Raw genomic sequence first — 15,871 nt, 5'->3', positions numbered from 1 at the left:
ATTCACATGCTGGTTTTTATCATCAAGCGTCTGGCCAATGCCATCATGGTCATGCTGGCTGTTGCCTTGCTGGCCTTTTTGATCTTTCGTCTGGCGGGCGACCCCGTCGAGATGATGGCCAACGAACAGATGACACAGGCCGACCGCGATAATCTGCGTGAGCGTCTGGGCCTTAACGATGGCCTGATGACACAATATACCCGGTTCGTGGTGAATGCCGCTCAGGGCAATTTCGGCATTTCCTATCGCAATGGTCAGGATGTTCTGGGCCTTATTGCCGAGCGGTTTCCGGCAACACTGGAACTGGTTCTGGTGGCGACCTTGATCTCGTTGCTGCTCGGCCTTCCCCTTGGCGTACTAACAGCAATCAAACGCGGCAAATGGTATACGGAGGGATTGCAGTTTCTCTCCATTGTCGGTGTTTCGCTGCCAAGTTTTGTCGTCGGTATCCTGCTCATCCTGGTTTTCTCGGTCACGCTTGGCTGGTTCCCGGCGTTCGGGCGGGGTGATGTCGTACAGCTTGGCTGGTGGTCCACGGGATTGTTGACGCATTCCGGCCGTATCGCGATTTTGCTACCGGCCATTGCGCTCTCGCTTTATCAAGTCACGCTCGTCATGCGTCTGGTTCGCGCAGAAATGCTGGAAGTGCTGCGTTCGGACTATGTGAAATTCGCCCGTGCCCGCGGTATTCCGCGCTGGCGTATCTATTTTCGTCATGCGCTTCGCAACTGCCTGATGCCAGTTGTGACCATGACAGCGATGAATGTCGGTTCGCTGATCGCCTTCGCGCTGATTACCGAAACCGTGTTTCAATGGCCAGGCATGGGCATGTTGTTCATTCAGGCCGTTACCTTCCTCGATATCCCGGTTATGGCAGCCTATCTCTGCATAATTTCCTTCATCTTCGTTGTGCTCAACACTTTTGTGGACATTGCCTATGCGGTGATCGATCCACGCCTGCGCACGGCGCGTTGAGTTGCCCATGGAACCGATTGTGGAGTCAAAGCCGATGAGCACCCCAACCACGCAAACCACCACCATCTCACGCCCGTCGCTTTTGCAGCGGCTCCGTAAAAGCGACTTGTGGTGGTCGTTCACACACAGCAAAACCGCGATGATCAGCGCAGCACTGCTCGCAATCCTGATCCTGACGGCGTTGTTTGCACCCCTCATTGCACCGCAGAATCCCTATGATGGCGCAGCACTTGATATGTGGAAAGCCGAGCTGCCGCCGATCTGGGAAGAGGGCGGCGAATGGCCCTTCCTGCTGGGTACTGATACTCAGGGTCGCGATATGCTTTCCGCCATTCTTTATGGCACGCGCATATCCATCGTCATTGGCATCGCTTCGGTTGTGCTTTCCTTGGTCATCGGCATGAGTGCCGGTTTGGTCTCAGGCTATTTCGGTGGTTTCATCGATAATCTGCTGATGCGCATCGGCGATATCACATTGTCGATTCCAACCATTCTGGTCGCCATTCTGGTTTCAACCGTTGTGCGGCAGATGTTGCCGGTGAGCCTTCGTGAAGTAGGGGCATCCGCTGTTCTCATTCTGGCCATCGCGCTCTCTGCATGGGTGCAATATGCCCGAACCGTCCGCGCTCAGGCCATCGTTGAAACCGGCAAGGACTATGTGTCCGCCGCCCGTCTGATCGGGGTGCCCGCGCGCCGCATCATGGCGAGACATATTCTGCCAAACACGCTGACCCCCATCATGGTGGCGGCAACGCTTAACTTCGGCATGGCCATCCTTACCGAAGCCACGCTCTCCTTCCTTGGCATCGGCATGCCGCCGAGTCAGCCATCTCTCGGGACTTTGATCCGTATCGGCAACCAGTTCCTGTTCTCCGGTTCCTGGTGGATCGTGCTCTTTCCCGTCATTCAGCTCTGCCTGCTGGTCGTGGCCGTCAATATGCTTGGCGACTGGCTGCGCGATGCTCTCAATCCGAAACTGAGGTAATATCGATGAACAATCTTTTGCTCCGCAATGTGCGCCCTATGGCTGGCGATACGTGCGATGTTTTGATCAAGGATGGGAAGATTGCCGGTTTCGGACGGTTCGAGGCAGAGCCGGGCATGGCCATCGAAGATGGTGGCAATGCAATCATGGCGCCCGGCTTGATCGATGCGCATACTCATCTCGACAAGACGACGTGGGGCATGCCTTGGCATGTCAATAATCGTGCTGCGATCCTGCGCGAGCGTATCGATTTCGAACGGGAACACCGGCTGGAAATCGGCCTTGATCCGCATCGCCAGTCGATGCGTCACGCAATCGGTCTTGCCGCCCATGGCGCAACGCATATCCGCAGCCATGTCGATATCGACCCCACCCATGGATTGTCATTGGTCGAAGGCGTCTGGGCAACACGCGAGAAGCTGAAAGGCATCATTGATATCGAGATCGTTGCATTCCCGCAGTCGGGTCTGATGGTCATGCCCGGTACGGAAGAATTGCTCGATGAGGCCTTGCGTCAGGGTTGTGAAGTTCTGGGTGGTATTGATCCATGCGGTATTGATCGCGACCCAAAAGGGCAGCTCGATATTCTGTTCGCGCTCGCTCTCAAGCACGGCGTACCGATTGATATTCATCTGCATGAGACGGGCGATCTCGGCGCATTCACGATGGAACTCATCTTCGAGCGTATCCGTGCCAATGGTATGGAAGGGAAAGTGGCGATCAGCCATGCTTTCGCGCTCGGCATGAATGATTACTTGCGCGTTGGCCAGTTGATCGAACAGATCGCGGCTCTGGATGTCGCAATTCTGACGACCGGCGCGCCATCGGCTACGGTGCCGTCAATCAAACGCCTGAAGGAAGCGGGAGTGCGCATCGGTGGTGGTTGTGACGGCGTTCGCGACACCTGGGGCCCATGGGGGCAGCCCGATATGCTGGATCGCGCCAAGATCATTGGCATGAAAAATGGCGTCCGTTCAGATCATGATCTGGAACATCTCCTCTATATCGTCTCTCAGGGCGGTGCGGATGTGATGCGTCTTGAAAACTATGGTCTGGATGTGGGCTGCAATGCCGACTTCACCCTTCTGACGGGTGAAACACTGGCCCATGCCGTGGTGGATATCGCGCCGCGCCCTCTGGTGGTCAAGAACGGTCGCGTCACTGCACGTAATGGCGTTGCTGTGGTGGAGATGCCGTAATGAACAATGCTATCGACACATTAACACTTGGTCAGCGACCGGATGGACGGACCCTGATTACCGCCAGCTGGGTGGTTGGGCACAAGGATGGCGGCCATACGCTTTTGCGCAATGGCGAAGTCGTTTTTGAAAACGGTGAGATTGTCTTTGTTGGGCATGGTTTCACCGGTGAACTGGCGCGCCGCATCGATTTCGGCAATGCGCTGATCTCCCCGGGTCTTATCGACCTTGATGCCTTGTCTGACCTCGACACCACCATTCTTGGCATAGACAACCATCCCGGTTGGGCCAAGGGCCGCGTCTGGCCACGGTCTTATGTCGAGGCTGGCCCTTATGAGATGTACAGTCAGGACGAGCTGGCTTTTCAAAAGCGCTTTGCGTTCGGTCAGCTTCTGTTAAACGGGATCACCACAGCTGCACCCATCGCTTCCCTGTTCTATCGCGAATGGGGCGAAACAGTTGCCGAGTTCGACGCTGCCGCCGAGGCAGCCGGTGAACTGGGACTACGCGTTTACCTGAGTCCTGCCTACCGTTCCGGCGGTATGGTTCTGGAGGAGCCGGGAAAGATCGTTCCCGTTTTCGACGAAGAACGTGGCTTTCAGGGGCTGAAAGACGCCATTGCCTATATCGAGCGTCAGAACGGCCGGCACGGCGATCTCGTGCGTGGTATGCTGGCCCCGGATCGGGTCGAGACCTCGACACTTGGATTGTTGCAACGCACTGATGCGGCTGCGCGTGATCTTGGCTGCAAGTTTCGTCTTCATATCGCTCAAGGCACGATGGAAGTTGATACTGTGCGGATGCTGCACGGCTCGACGGCTCCGGTCTGGCTTGCGAAACATGGTCTGCTCAGCGACCGGATGATTGCGCCTCACGCGACGAATGCCACGGATGAAGATCTGGGCCTCTATGCGGCCAATGGCGTTTCCATTGTGCATTGCCCGCTCGTATCGGCACGCAGTGGCTCGATCCTCAAATCGTTCTCTGCTTGCCGCAAGCGGGGTATCAATATTGCCATGGGCACCGATACCACGCCGCCTGACATGCTGATGAATTTGCTGACGGGCCTTATTGCCGGTCGTATCGCCGATGGTGCACCGGACCGTTTGCGGTCGGCCGATCTTTTTGATGCCGCGACGATTGGCGGTGCAAAGGCGCTTGGACGTGCGGATATCGGCCATCTGTCGCCAGGTGCCAGGGCGGATATAGCGGTCTTCGATCTTGACGACACCATCATGGCCGCGACGGTTGACCCGATCACGACGATAGTCATCGGCGGTTCGGGCAAGATCACGCGTGCGGTCTTTGTCGATGGCCGAGCTTCCATGATCAATCGAAAGCTTGCAGGGCTCGACATGAAACAAGCCCGTCTTCAGGCGCAGGCCCAGTTCGATGGGCTTATAGCGAAATATCCCGAGCGCAGCTGGAACCATCCTCCTGTCGCGGAAATCTTCCCTTCCAGCTATCCGATAGAAGGTGATTTCGATGCATGACATGCAAGAACCAGTCATTGAAGTGCGCAATCTGCGCGTGGATTTTCCGGGGCGTCATGGCACGGTTACCGCTCTGTCGGATGTGAGCCTGTCGATCCGCCCCGGCGAAATCCTTGGCGTTGTGGGTGAATCCGGTGCTGGCAAGTCCATGACGGGCTTGGCCATTCAGGGCTTGCTGGAAGCGCCCGGACATATCGCCGATGGTGAAGTGTGGCTTGGCAAGCGCCGGATAGACACGCTTGACGACCGCGCTATGGAGAAAATTCGCGGGCGTGAAATTGGCGCGATTTTTCAGGATCCTCTCACCTCGCTCAACCCGCTGTTCACGGTGGGCGCGCAGCTTGTTGAAACGATCCGGCGGCATCTTGGTCTTGGTAAAGCTCAGGCGCGTGAACGGGCTATCCAGTTGCTGCGCGATGTCGGTATTCCTTCGCCGGAGGATCGCGTAAACCAGTATCCGCATCAGTTTTCGGGTGGTATGCGACAGCGCGTGGTGATTGCACTTGCGCTTGCTGCATCACCAAAACTGGTGATCGCGGACGAACCGACGACCGCCTTGGATGTATCGATCCAGGCCCAGATCATTTCGCTCCTGCGCAAACTGTGCAAGGAAAAGCAAACCGCCGTTATGCTCGTTACCCACGATATGGGCGTGATTGCCGAAGCCGCTGATCGCATCGCCGTGATGTATGCGGGGCGACTGATCGAGATCGGGCCTGTTGAGCAAGTGCTGCATCAGCCGCGTCACCCCTATACGCAGGACTTGATGGCGTCGATTCCCTCGCTTGGCGCGCGCGTGGAAAAGCTGAACCAGATTGATGGCTCAATGCCGCGTCTTGACGCTATTCCCAAGGGTTGCGCTTTTAATCCGCGTTGCAAGGTGGCGGTGTCCCGCTGTCTTGAAGAGCGCCCTGAACTCAACCTTGTCAGTCAAAAACCCAATCTTGGCGCAAGCGCTTGCTGGCTAAATGCAGGAGGCACTGTATGACAAACCCGTCGAAAGAAACTGCGGCTTTGACCGTTGAGCGTCTGGTCAAAACGTTTGATGTCTCCGCTCCATGGCTCAACAGAGTGATTGAGCGCAAACCTCGCCAGTTCCTCCAGGCCGTAAACGACATCAGCTTTACGGTGCCAGCAGGTGGTTGTCTGAGCATCGTTGGCGAAAGCGGATGCGGAAAGTCCACCGTGGCCCGACTGGTCACTGGATTGCACGGCGCGACGAGCGGCCAAATGCGGTTTGCGCCCGGCAAAAGCGGTGCGCCTTTGTCGGCGCAGATGATATTTCAGGACCCTTATGCGTCGCTCAATCCCCGTTGGCGCGTCAAGAACATCATCGCTGAACCATTGCGGGAATTGAAACTGCGAAAAACAGCGACGGAAGTCACCGAGCGGGTGGAAGAACTTCTGCGTACTGTCGGGCTTTCACCCTCCGACGGCGAAAAGTTTCCGCATGAGTTTTCCGGTGGGCAACGGCAGCGCATTTCAATTGCGCGCGCCTTGGCGAGCGAGCCTGAATTTCTCGTTTGCGATGAGCCGACTTCGGCGCTGGATGTTTCGGTGCAGGCACAGGTGCTCAATCTTATGCGACGGTTGCAGGATGAGTTGGGCCTGACCTACCTTTTCATCAGCCATGATATGAGCGTCGTTCGCCACATGTCTGACCGCATCGCGGTCATGTATCTGGGGCGGATTGTTGAAGAGGGCAATACGGAAGAACTCTTCGCGCAGCCTCGTCATCCCTATACGCAGCTTTTGTTGCAGACGATCCCCAATATTGAAGCTCCCAATCGCAACCGCACACCGGCAAGCGGTGAGGTTCCAAGCCCGCTGAAGCCGCCTTCGGGTTGCACATTCCATCCGCGGTGTCCGTTTGCGGTGGCGCGCTGTGCGCAGGAAGCGCCGAAGATGCAGACTTTGTCGAATGGCACACGTGTGGCCTGTCATCTGGTGGAAGAGGCCGCAGCAGCTGCCTGATACAGGGTATTCAGGCGCCGCATTGGTCTACCGTTGCATGTTTGAAGCAGGCGACGAGATCTGCGGAAAAGTGCTCCAGTCGGTGTTAAAGCGGGTTGTTAAATTGTCGACAATATGAAATAATATTGTAGATAATAAATTAGGTTTCGGGGACGTGATGGAATTCGATTTTGAAGAGCTGGACCCTCAAAGCCGTTACAGGCTTCTGACGAATTTCATTGGCCCACGACCGATAGCACTTGTGACAACTCGCTCACCGGCAGGCCATAGCAATGCCGCGCCGATGAGCTTCTTCAATGTGTTTTCGCACGACCCGGCCATTGTTGTTCTGGGCATTCAACCGCGTCTTTCCGGTGAGGAAAAGGACACGCTGGCGAATATCCGTCGCACCGGCGAGTTCGCAATCAGCATGATCGACATGGCATTGTCGGAACAGATGCTGATCTGCGGATTGGGTTTCGACAGTGAGGTCGATGAGCTTGAAATGGCCGGGCTGTCAGCGGCACCCTGCCAGAAAATCGATGTCTCTTTTGCTGAACAGGCACCTTGCACCTTCGAGTGCCGTGTCGAACGTGTGATCGATTATCCGCGTCGCGCGCTTATCCTGGGCGAGGTGGTGCATATGCACGTCCGTCGCAATTGTCTGGATGCCGACGGCCATTACGTCGATCCCGAATTCTATCAACCGATTGCCCGGCTTCATGCCGACAATTACATCACTTCAGATCGCCAGTTCGTTTTGAAGGCACCGCCCATCGCCGATTTCGTGAAGCCGGAAAACTAGGCCAGAACGACGGTTCTTCGAGAATTTTTATCATGCACATTCATCTGATCAATCCTAACTCAACAGCGTCTATGACAGCACAAGCTCTTGATAGTGCTCTGCTCGTCAAACACAGCAGCACCAAGGTCTCAGCCTCAAATCCTGCCGACACGCCTGTCAGCATTGAAGGCGGTGCCGACGAAGCATTGGCGGTGCCGGGCATGCTTGCGGAAATCCAAAAAGGTGAAGCGCAAGGTGTGGACGCCTATGTGATCGCCTGCTTTGACGATCCCGGCCTGCATGCGGCGCGCGAGATCGCAAAGGGTCCGGTACTGGGTATTTGTCAGGCGGCGGTACAGGTGGCCATGACGATCAGCCGGCGCTTTTCAGTTATCACGACCTTGCCGCGGTCGGTTCCGATCATCGAAGATTTAGTCAGTGATTACGGCGCGGATCGTCATTGTAGAAAAGTGCGTGCGATCAATTTGCCGGTTCTGGGACTGGAAGAAGATCCAGAGGAAGCGGAACGGCTTTTGATCAACGAGATCGAACTCGCCAAGCGCGAAGATCGGGCAGAGGCGATCATTCTCGGTTGCGCGGGCATGACGTCCTTATGCGACAGGTTGCGGGATGCAACGGGCGTTCCGGTGATCGACGGTGTTGCGGCGGCGGTGAAGCTTGCCGAAGCTTTGGTCGGAGCGGGCTACGCGACTTCGAAGGTGAACACCTATGACTATCCGCGCGTGAAGACAGGCAATACGGACACCATCTGCGGAATATGTGCCTGAAATAGAAGCATCACGATGTATTGTTGACAATTTTGTAGGCGCTTTGCGGTTGCAATAGTTGACTTTTTCGGTCGCATCACGCTTCCTGAATCGGAACGGGAGCAAGACCATGACTGATCAGACAGGTGTCTCGACGCAGCAGATTGTTGAGAAAGTATGGCTATCCATTGCCGAGCGCCGTCTGCGTCCGGGGGTGCAGCTTAAAGAAGAGCAGATGGCGACGATTTTTCACGTCAGCCGTGCGCGTATCCGTCAGGCGCTTGCCGCGCTTGAGCGGGAAGGGTTGGTCACGATTATTCCCAATCGCGGGGCTTTTGTCTGCAAGCCTACGGTGGAAGAAGCGCGGGACGTGTTCTTTGTTCGCCGCACCGTTGAACGATGCGTGGTCGAGCGCCTTGGGCGTTCTCCGTCAAAGGACAAGATCAAGATTTTGCGCGAACATGTTGCGAAAGAACGTGTCGCCAACAAGAACAACGTCACGACCGATATCATCAAGCTGTCAGGTGGCTTTCATCTGCTGCTGGCCGAACTGACGGGGTCCGATTTTCTGTTCACGACGATGCGCGATCTCATTTCGCGCACCTCTCTCATCACAGCTGTCTATCGCAATACCAACCGCTTCAACTGCGGGCCTGATGAACACGCGGAGATTGTGGAAGCGATTCTGCATGGCGACGTCACAAAGGCCGCCGATCTGATGGCGCACCACCTTGAACATGTGGAATCCGAGCTGGACCTGCGGGAAATCAATGATCTCTCTCATGATTTGAGTGCGGCGCTCGCCTGAACGGGTATGACCGGAAAACGGACGATATTCTTTTTCGTCCGTAGCCGTTGTGATTGACGGCGTATAAGACTTTACTAAACTATTTCAATAAGTTGTTAGCAAATTAAGCCAACCGGTTATTGGCCGGTTGGTTCGCTTTTGTACCGTCTGCCTTTGGCGCACGCGGCGATTTTTCGACCAAAAGCGGAACAAGTTTCGGGTGAAAATGCAAGTTTTATCCCCATCGCAAAGAAATCCGCCCTCAATCTTGACATATGTCATAAGTTGGAATTAGCTTAACTGAAATTGAGCAGATGTCGCTTCGAGGAGACCCTTACCAGGGTGGAGCACATCGAGCTTGGGAGGAAATATTTGTGACTGGATTGTACACTGCAATCTTCGATTGCGTGATCGCGTGCGGCTGTGTTTCAGGCAGAGCATCTGCCTGTCTGTGGTTGGGCGTGGATCAGGAACTGACTTGTGCCTTGCAGGGTTCTTCGCCCGAACTGGTGAAGTCTCTATGAGTTACGAATTCAGTTTCAGCTTCCTCAGCCAGTATTGGCCGCTGTTGCTCAAAGGTACTTTGGCGACGATCCAGATGTCCTTGATCGTCACGGCGCTGGGCTTCGTGCTGGGCACGATCTGTGCAGTTGCCAGCATCAGCAAATACAAGTTCCTGCGCATTCTCGTGGCGATCTATGTCGAGGCGATCCGCAATACACCTCTGCTCGTGCAGCTGTTTCTGGTCTATTTCGGACTGTCTTCCATGGGCGTCAAATTTTCCGCCCAGACCTCGGCGCTAATCGGCTTGACCATCAATGTTGGCGCCTATTCCAGCGAGATCATTCGTGCAGGCTTGCAGGCCATTCACCCCGGCCAGTTGGAAGCTGCTGACACACTGGGACTGTCCCGGTTGCAAATGCTTGCAGGGATTATGCTGCCGCCAGCACTTGAGAAGGTCTATCCCGCTCTCGTCAGTCAGTATGTTCTGTTGATGCTGGCAACAAGTGTGGCATCGCAGATATCGGCTGAAGAGCTGACCGGAGCTGCGTCCAGAATCCAGTCGATGACCTTTCGTTCTTTCGAAGTCTATCTCGTCATTCTGGTCATCTATCTCGTCCTTTCCCTATTGATGCGGGGGCTGTTCAAGCTTCTGGGGTTGGCGTTGTTTCCACGCAAACGCCGTCTTGGCACCAATCTTTAGGAGGTCGGGATGTTTACGAATTTCTCCTGGATTCATATCGAAGTTCTGCTTCAAGGCTTGGTCTGGACGGTTCTGCTTTCGATCATCGCCTTCATATTCGGCGGCCTGCTTGGCTTTGCCGTGGCGCTGGCTGGAATAGCGAAGAACAAGGCTCTGGTTGCTCTGGTCGATGGTTATATCGTTCTGGTGCAGGGCACACCGGTTCTGATCCTGATGTTCATCGTTTACTTCGGTTTGCCGGTCTTCGGCATTGAAGTTTCGTCGCTTTTTGCGGCTAGCGTTGCGATGACGATCTTCGCCAGCGCCTTCCTTGGCGCTATCTGGCGGGGCAGTCTGCAATCCGTGCCGCGTACGCAGTGGGAAGCATCCGACTGCTTGGCCCTGACTGGATTGCAGGGGCTGTTCCTCGTCATCATGCCCCAGGCCATTCGCATCGCGACGCCGCCAACAGTCGGCTTCATGGTTCAGATCGTCAAGAACACGTCGCTCGCATCGATCATCGGCATGGCCGAGATGACCTATATCGGCAAGGAAATCAACGCTTCGACGTTCCAGCCCTTCACGACCTATCTCGTGATCGCATTCTTCTACTTTTGCATTTGCTTCCCGCTCTCAGCGGCCAGCCGGAAATTCGAGAGGATGTACAGTGTCAGCCGTCGTTAAGTTTGTTGACGTTCATAAAAGCTATGGCTCGCTGCCGGTGCTCAGAGGTATCAATCTCGAAATTGAGAAGGGGCAGGTTGTTGCTCTGATCGGCCGAAGTGGTTCCGGCAAAAGCACAGCGCTTCGCTGTGTCGACCGGCTCGAAACAGTCAATAGCGGGGATATCTGGGTTTGCGATCACCGTGTCAGTGATCCCCATATCAATCTGCGCGCGCTCCGACAGGATGTTGGCATTGTCTTCCAGAGCTACAATCTGTTTCCCCATCTGACGGTTGAACAAAACATCACTCTGGCGCTGCGCTGGGTCAAGAAACTGACAAGACCAGCGGCGCGGGAAATAGCCGAGAGGGTTCTGCGGCAGGTTGGACTGGCGGAAAAGATCGATTCCTATCCCGAACAATTGTCCGGCGGTCAACAGCAGCGCGTGGCCATTGCCCGATCATTGGCCATGAAGCCGAAGGTTATGCTGTTTGACGAGGTTACCTCGGCGCTCGATCCGGAACTGACCGGCGAAGTGCTAAAGGTCATCGAAGATCTTGCCAGAAATGGCATGACAATGCTGCTCGTCACCCACGAAATGGATTTTGCCAAGCGTGTGGCGGACAAGGTTGTCTTCATGCATCAGGGCCTGATTTGCGAGCAGGGTGGGCCGGCAATTCTGGCCAGCCCGCGAACACCTGAATTGCGCAGCTTTGTTGGCGCGCATCACTAACCATCCAATCAAAGCATGTGGTGTCGATGAGGAGCGACACCATCAACAACAGGAGGAGGAAATATGACTATTCTGAACAAGAGAAAATTTCTGGCGATGATGGGCCTTGGCATCGGCATGGCTGCCATGATGGCGCAGCCGTCCTTTGCCGATCAGCTGGATACGATCCGCCAGCGTGGCAAGCTGCAAGTCGCTATTGATCTGGGCAACCCGCCTTATGCGATGCGCGATGCGAAGTTCCAGCCAACAGGCTCCGAAGTCGAAACGGCGCAGTTGCTGGCCAAAGACATGGGCGTGGATATTGAGTTCCTGACGGTTCCAACCTCGGGGCGTATTCCTTTCCTGGTTTCGGGTAAGGCGGATCTGGCCGTGTCGACGCTGTCGATAACAAAGGAGCGGCTTGAGGTGGTGGATTTCAGCATTCCTTATGCTGAAACCGCAATCGTCGTTGCAGCTCCCAAGGAAGCAAACGTCAAGTCCTATGCGGATCTGGCAAATGCGTCGGTCGCCGTCACACGCGGCACGGTCAACGATACCAATCTGACGGAAAAGACGGCGGATGTTTCCGGCGTTCAGATCGTGCGGTTTGAAGATGACCCAACATCGAGCGCGGCAGTCACCAGCGGCCAGATTGCAATCTATGCAACGTCCCGCCCGCTTCTGACCGAGTTGATCAAGGCCAATCCCAAGCTCGACCTCGAAGAGAAATTTGTCGCTAAGGCTTATCCGCTCGGCATTGCGCTTCGCAAGAACGAGCCAAAGCTCAAGGAGTGGATTGACGCCTGGATCAAGACCAATCTCGACAATGGTAAGTTGATCGACATTTACGAAAAATACCACGGCGCTCGTCTGGACCCGCAGAAGCTGCTGGCCAGTGATTTGCCTCGGTCGTGACGAAGCTGTCGTGGCGGGGCGGTGAGAACCTCGACCCGCCACGGCGTTGGTCTGGATACTGATGGAACGGAACCTTGCTCTTGAGAACTTGGACGATCCCGAAACCAGTAGATGAGAGCGCATCCCGAAAAGAGTGAAAACGGCTTTCGGAAAAGATGCGCGTTAAAACAAACATTTAGAGCGCCGATCTGGTCCGATCAGATCGAAACGAGTTCTAAGGTGCAGGAACGAAATGATGACAGACAAGTTCAGTGTAAGAGACAAGATTGCCATTGTGACCGGCGGGTTGGGGCAGCTTGGAACGCAGTTCAGCAAATCGCTCGCGGAATCTGGCGCCAAGGTCGCGATCTTCAGTCGCCGGGCAATCGACGCTGCCGATCTTGAAGCGAAGTTTCCGGGCTTAACGAAGAACATTCGCGTTTATGTCGCGAGTGTTACGGACAAGGCCAGCCTTGAGCAGGCAACCGAACAGCTCATCGCCGATTGGGGCGTACCGCATATTCTGGTCAATAATGCAGGTATCGATTCAAAGCCCTCGGGTTCGGCAGACCAGAACAGCCCATTTGAAATCTACCCGCAGAAATACTGGAACGAGATCATCGAGACCAATCTGACGGGTGTGATGCTGTGCTGTCAGGTGATCGGCTCGAAGATGGCCGATGCCAGACGCGGCAGCATCATCAATGTCGGTTCGATCTACGGCATCGTGTCGCCCAATCAGGCGCTCTATGCGTATCGCGAGGCACGAGATGGCGAGCCCTTCATCAAGGCCGTCTCCTATGCGGCTTCCAAATCCGGCCTTGTCAACTTGACCCGCTATCTTGGCACCTATTGGGGAACCAAGAATGTCCGGGTGAACCTGATTTCGTTCGGTGGCGTGAAAACCGCAAACTTCGACAAGGAATTTGTGGATGCGTTTCTCGAACGCGTACCGATGAACCGACAAGCAGAGATCGATGAATATAATGGCGTGATACAGTTTCTGGCATCCGATGCCTCGTCATATATGACAGGCTCGAATGTCGTCGTCGATGGAGGCTTTACGGCATGGTGACAGAACAGGCAGACAATCGATATCTGACGAGGCGCGCGTTACCTGATCGTGACAAGTTGCACGTCTCCGTCGTTGAGGCGCTGGAAGCACAAATTCTTTCCGGCAAACTCAAGATTGGCGATCGTCTGCCTGCCGAAGCCGCAATGGCGCGTGAATTCAATGTAAGCACGCGATCTGTTCGTGAAGCGCTTCAAATTCTCGAAACAAAGGGTCTCGTTCGCCGCAAACACGGTGAAAGAGCGCTTGTTGTGCGTGATGATGTCGGAGAATTTCTCGGTTCGCTTGCAACGACTGTCAAACAGCTCTTTGCCAACAATTCGGACTATCTCGTCCAGTTGATGGATGTGCGCCGGATCATCGAGACTGAAGTCGTGACGCGACTGAGTTCGGAAGACTTGGTGATGACGCCGGAAGTTGATGAGGCTCTTGCCAGTATGCGGGCTGCGGCTGACGCCAATGACATGGCTCGTTTTACCGACAGTGACGCCGCTTTCCATCTCGGGCTCGTGCATTCCGTGGGCAACGAGATCCTCAATGTCGTCTATGACAATCTTTTCTCGATTATCATCGACGTCATCCGGGTCACGAGCCGCGTGCCGAACAAATCGCTGGAGGACGGGTTTGCGGAGCACGAGGAAATTTACAACCTCATCAAGGCCAGAGAACCCGAGACCGCCCGGCAATCCATTCGCAGACAGATCGATGAAAGTTCGCGTTATCTCAAGGTGGCGCTGGACAATTCAAATCTTAAGAACAAGGTCAAAACCAAATGAGCAACTTCGATTATTCCGATACAGACTGGGCCTCGATCGAGCGTCTTTCGAAATGGTATTCCGGCGATGTCCATGACAGCCTGGAACAACTCGGCGGCTGGGGTTATCTGGACGGTATATCGTTACAGGGTGAATTGAAGCCGGGCGAAGTGGTCTGCGGTCCCGCAGTCACGGTGCAGTTTGCGCCAAGCGAACGTCGCAATCAGCCGCAGGATGTCTATCACAACGCCATCGACAACGCGCCTAAAGGTGGCATTGTTGTCGTCGATGCATCTTGCGCGCAGGGTTCCTGCTCGGGAGAGCTGATGAGCACTGGCGCGAAAACGCGGGGCGCTGCGGCTACGATCGTCAACGGAACGGTGCGTGATATCGCGCAGGTTCGCCATCTCGGCTATCCGCTTTTCGGTCGTGCACGGTCTCCGGTTTCGGTATCCGGCAAGATGGAGCCGAAGCTCTCGCAAGTTCCAATCGAAATCACCGGCGTGAAGATCATGCCGGGCGACGTCATCTTCGCGGATATCGATGGCGTTGTTGTCATCCCCAAGGCCATGGTTGCGGCAGTCGCTGATCAGGCCGACAAGCTGGGCGCAAATGAAGCTTCGGCCCGAGACCGCATTCTGGGTGGCGAAAAGCTCCAGTCAGTGTGGCCGGTGGAGTCGAAATACGGCGCCTGATCAAGCGGCGTCATGACATAAAAAAGGCCGCCCTTGAGGCGGCCTTTTCATAATATTGCTATTGAACCGATTACGGCGTCACGTCGAAGCCGAACCACTTTTCGGAGAGGCGCTTGATGGTGCCATCAGCCTTGGCGGCTTCGATGGCTTCATTGAACATCTTCTGAAGTTCAGGTTCGTTCTTGCGAAGACCAACAGCAACGCCGCGACCCAGAATGCCGCCCTTAAAGAAAGGACCGGTCATGACGATATCTTCGTTGCCCGGCTTCTTTGCGGCATCGCTGAGATAAGCCAGCGAAGCGACGACGAGATCGACGCGGCCCGACTTGAGGTCGAGGTCATGCTGATCGGTGGTCTTGTATTCGCGGATATCGGCAGAATCCTTGAAATACTTGTCGAGCAGCGACAGGCCGAGCGAGGCAGTCTGTACACCGATGGTGCGGCCCTTGATTTCAGCCTTGACGTCGTCAATTGCCTTCTGAGCAGCGGCTTCATCCTTGGCCAGATAGAGCGTTTCGCCCGTATGCGGCAGCTTGGCGAATGGGCTATCCTTCAGCGTGGCGAAGGTCTGCGGGGTCAAGCCATAAGAGACGGAAAAGTCGATGGTTTCTTCGCGCTTCGGCGTAGCGGTAAGGCCAGCCATGATTGCGTCGAACTTGCCTGCATTCAAGGCCGGGATGATGCCGTCGAAAGGCTGTGCAATCATGGTGCACTCAACCTTCATGCGGGCGCAGAGGTCTTTGCTCAGTTCGATTTCATAGCCGTCCAGCGTGCCGTCTGGCTTGGTGAAATTATACGGACGGAAAGCGCCTTCAGTTGCGATGGTGATCTTGGTCCACTTCTTCTCTTCGGCATGGGCCGAAGCAGCGGTGACAACGAGGGCCGAAACGAGAAGGGCTTTGAACAATCCCTTGGTCTTCATCTTAATTACCTTACTGCAGTTAAGTGCTGAGC

General features: G+C 55.2%; 17 protein-coding genes. 16 read left to right on the top strand and 1 reads right to left on the bottom strand.

Translation table 11 applies throughout. The annotated features are described in order from the left end of the window. Nucleotides 1-6 precede the first annotated feature (6 nt). The 16 genes from ACTJKP_RS10310 to ACTJKP_RS10235 all read left to right on the top strand — a co-directional run bounded on the left by ACTJKP_RS10310 (nt 7) and on the right by ACTJKP_RS10235 (nt 14,917). The gene (locus ACTJKP_RS10310) at nt 7-975 is read left to right on the top strand and encodes an ABC transporter permease (RefSeq protein WP_078337171.1); all 969 of its coding nucleotides are present in this window, start codon (nt 7-9) and stop codon (nt 973-975) included. Between the two features lie 34 nt (nt 976-1,009). Further along, nucleotides 1,010-1,960: an ABC transporter permease gene (locus ACTJKP_RS10305; RefSeq protein WP_440630562.1), complete on the top strand. Its 951-nt coding sequence runs from the start codon at nt 1,010-1,012 to the stop codon at nt 1,958-1,960. A gap of 5 nt (nt 1,961-1,965) precedes the next feature. Then, entirely contained in the window at nt 1,966-3,159 is a 1,194-nt protein-coding gene (locus tag ACTJKP_RS10300) for an amidohydrolase family protein (protein WP_440630561.1), read from the top strand. Beyond that, entirely contained in the window at nt 3,159-4,652 is a 1,494-nt protein-coding gene (locus tag ACTJKP_RS10295; protein ID WP_440630560.1) for an amidohydrolase family protein, read from the top strand. Before ACTJKP_RS10300 ends, ACTJKP_RS10295 begins: the two co-directional genes overlap by 1 nt. Beyond that, nucleotides 4,645-5,640: an ABC transporter ATP-binding protein gene (locus ACTJKP_RS10290; protein WP_440630559.1), complete on the top strand. Its 996-nt coding sequence runs from the start codon at nt 4,645-4,647 to the stop codon at nt 5,638-5,640. The genes ACTJKP_RS10295 and ACTJKP_RS10290 overlap by 8 nt, the downstream gene beginning before the upstream one ends. After that, entirely contained in the window at nt 5,637-6,626 is a 990-nt protein-coding gene (locus ACTJKP_RS10285) for an ABC transporter ATP-binding protein (protein WP_440630558.1), read from the top strand. The genes ACTJKP_RS10290 and ACTJKP_RS10285 overlap by 4 nt, the downstream gene beginning before the upstream one ends. A 157-nt stretch (nt 6,627-6,783) precedes the next feature. Further along, a complete protein-coding gene (locus tag ACTJKP_RS10280) occupies nt 6,784-7,410 on the top strand; it encodes a flavin reductase family protein (RefSeq protein WP_199057206.1) in 627 nt (208 codons plus the stop codon). Nucleotides 7,411-7,442: 32 nt separating this feature from the next. Further along, the gene (locus tag ACTJKP_RS10275) at nt 7,443-8,177 is read left to right on the top strand and encodes an aspartate/glutamate racemase family protein (protein ID WP_440630557.1); all 735 of its coding nucleotides are present in this window, start codon (nt 7,443-7,445) and stop codon (nt 8,175-8,177) included. A gap of 109 nt (nt 8,178-8,286) precedes the next feature. Further along, entirely contained in the window at nt 8,287-8,964 is a 678-nt protein-coding gene (locus tag ACTJKP_RS10270; protein WP_078337166.1) for a GntR family transcriptional regulator, read from the top strand. A gap of 499 nt (nt 8,965-9,463) precedes the next feature. Then, nucleotides 9,464-10,147, top strand: a complete 684-nt coding sequence (locus ACTJKP_RS10265) for an amino acid ABC transporter permease (protein ID WP_109366028.1) — start codon at nt 9,464-9,466, stop codon at nt 10,145-10,147. Between the two features lie 9 nt (nt 10,148-10,156). Continuing rightward, nucleotides 10,157-10,810 carry an amino acid ABC transporter permease gene (locus ACTJKP_RS10260; protein WP_078337164.1) on the top strand — a complete coding sequence of 218 codons (654 nt, stop codon included), beginning with the start codon at nt 10,157-10,159 and terminating at the stop codon, nt 10,808-10,810. Continuing rightward, the gene (locus ACTJKP_RS10255; RefSeq protein ID WP_440630556.1) at nt 10,794-11,522 is read left to right on the top strand and encodes an amino acid ABC transporter ATP-binding protein; all 729 of its coding nucleotides are present in this window, start codon (nt 10,794-10,796) and stop codon (nt 11,520-11,522) included. The genes ACTJKP_RS10260 and ACTJKP_RS10255 overlap by 17 nt, the downstream gene beginning before the upstream one ends. 63 nt (nt 11,523-11,585) lie before the next feature. Continuing rightward, nucleotides 11,586-12,416, top strand: coding sequence for a transporter substrate-binding domain-containing protein (locus ACTJKP_RS10250; protein ID WP_182521494.1), 831 nt, complete (start codon nt 11,586-11,588; stop codon nt 12,414-12,416). A gap of 235 nt (nt 12,417-12,651) precedes the next feature. Beyond that, on the top strand, nt 12,652-13,470 hold the full coding sequence (locus ACTJKP_RS10245; RefSeq protein ID WP_078337475.1) for an SDR family oxidoreductase: 819 nt from the start codon (nt 12,652-12,654) through the stop codon (nt 13,468-13,470). Continuing rightward, nucleotides 13,464-14,243 carry a FadR/GntR family transcriptional regulator gene (locus ACTJKP_RS10240; protein ID WP_078337161.1) on the top strand — a complete coding sequence of 260 codons (780 nt, stop codon included), beginning with the start codon at nt 13,464-13,466 and terminating at the stop codon, nt 14,241-14,243. The genes ACTJKP_RS10245 and ACTJKP_RS10240 overlap by 7 nt, the downstream gene beginning before the upstream one ends. Then, the gene (locus ACTJKP_RS10235; RefSeq protein ID WP_078337160.1) at nt 14,240-14,917 is read left to right on the top strand and encodes an RraA family protein; all 678 of its coding nucleotides are present in this window, start codon (nt 14,240-14,242) and stop codon (nt 14,915-14,917) included. The genes ACTJKP_RS10240 and ACTJKP_RS10235 overlap by 4 nt, the downstream gene beginning before the upstream one ends. 70 nt (nt 14,918-14,987) lie before the next feature. Here ACTJKP_RS10235 and ACTJKP_RS10230 read toward each other — a convergent pair whose 3' ends face one another. Next, nucleotides 14,988-15,839 (bottom strand): transporter substrate-binding domain-containing protein, encoded by an 852-nt coding sequence (locus tag ACTJKP_RS10230; protein WP_078337159.1) that lies wholly within the window; start codon nt 15,837-15,839, stop codon nt 14,988-14,990. Nucleotides 15,840-15,871 lie beyond the last annotated feature (32 nt).

This window comes from Brucella sp. 22210, assembly GCF_052045675.1.
GTDB lineage: Bacteria > Pseudomonadota > Alphaproteobacteria > Rhizobiales > Rhizobiaceae > Brucella.
The sequence above is the reverse complement of the archived record's forward strand: the minus strand, read 5'-3'. Positions and strand labels throughout refer to the sequence as shown.

Excerpts from the sequence above, each read along its gene's own strand:
- ACTJKP_RS10310 (WP_078337171.1), top strand. The coding sequence starts at position 7 with ATGCTGGTTTTTATCATCAAGCGTCTGGCCAATGCCATCATGGTCATG.
- ACTJKP_RS10305 (WP_440630562.1), top strand. The coding sequence starts at position 1,010 with ATGAGCACCCCAACCACGCAAACCACCACCATCTCACGCCCGTCGCTT.
- ACTJKP_RS10300 (WP_440630561.1), top strand. The coding sequence starts at position 1,966 with ATGAACAATCTTTTGCTCCGCAATGTGCGCCCTATGGCTGGCGATACG.
- ACTJKP_RS10295 (WP_440630560.1), top strand. The coding sequence starts at position 3,159 with ATGAACAATGCTATCGACACATTAACACTTGGTCAGCGACCGGATGGA.
- ACTJKP_RS10290 (WP_440630559.1), top strand. The coding sequence starts at position 4,645 with ATGCATGACATGCAAGAACCAGTCATTGAAGTGCGCAATCTGCGCGTG.
- ACTJKP_RS10285 (WP_440630558.1), top strand. The coding sequence starts at position 5,637 with ATGACAAACCCGTCGAAAGAAACTGCGGCTTTGACCGTTGAGCGTCTG.
- ACTJKP_RS10280 (WP_199057206.1), top strand. The coding sequence starts at position 6,784 with ATGGAATTCGATTTTGAAGAGCTGGACCCTCAAAGCCGTTACAGGCTT.
- ACTJKP_RS10275 (WP_440630557.1), top strand. The coding sequence starts at position 7,443 with ATGCACATTCATCTGATCAATCCTAACTCAACAGCGTCTATGACAGCA.
- ACTJKP_RS10270 (WP_078337166.1), top strand. The coding sequence starts at position 8,287 with ATGACTGATCAGACAGGTGTCTCGACGCAGCAGATTGTTGAGAAAGTA.
- ACTJKP_RS10265 (WP_109366028.1), top strand. The coding sequence starts at position 9,464 with ATGAGTTACGAATTCAGTTTCAGCTTCCTCAGCCAGTATTGGCCGCTG.
- ACTJKP_RS10260 (WP_078337164.1), top strand. The coding sequence starts at position 10,157 with ATGTTTACGAATTTCTCCTGGATTCATATCGAAGTTCTGCTTCAAGGC.
- ACTJKP_RS10250 (WP_182521494.1), top strand. The coding sequence starts at position 11,586 with ATGACTATTCTGAACAAGAGAAAATTTCTGGCGATGATGGGCCTTGGC.
- ACTJKP_RS10245 (WP_078337475.1), top strand. The coding sequence starts at position 12,652 with ATGACAGACAAGTTCAGTGTAAGAGACAAGATTGCCATTGTGACCGGC.
- ACTJKP_RS10240 (WP_078337161.1), top strand. The coding sequence starts at position 13,464 with ATGGTGACAGAACAGGCAGACAATCGATATCTGACGAGGCGCGCGTTA.
- ACTJKP_RS10235 (WP_078337160.1), top strand. The coding sequence starts at position 14,240 with ATGAGCAACTTCGATTATTCCGATACAGACTGGGCCTCGATCGAGCGT.
- ACTJKP_RS10230 (WP_078337159.1), bottom strand. The coding sequence starts at position 15,839 with ATGAAGACCAAGGGATTGTTCAAAGCCCTTCTCGTTTCGGCCCTCGTT.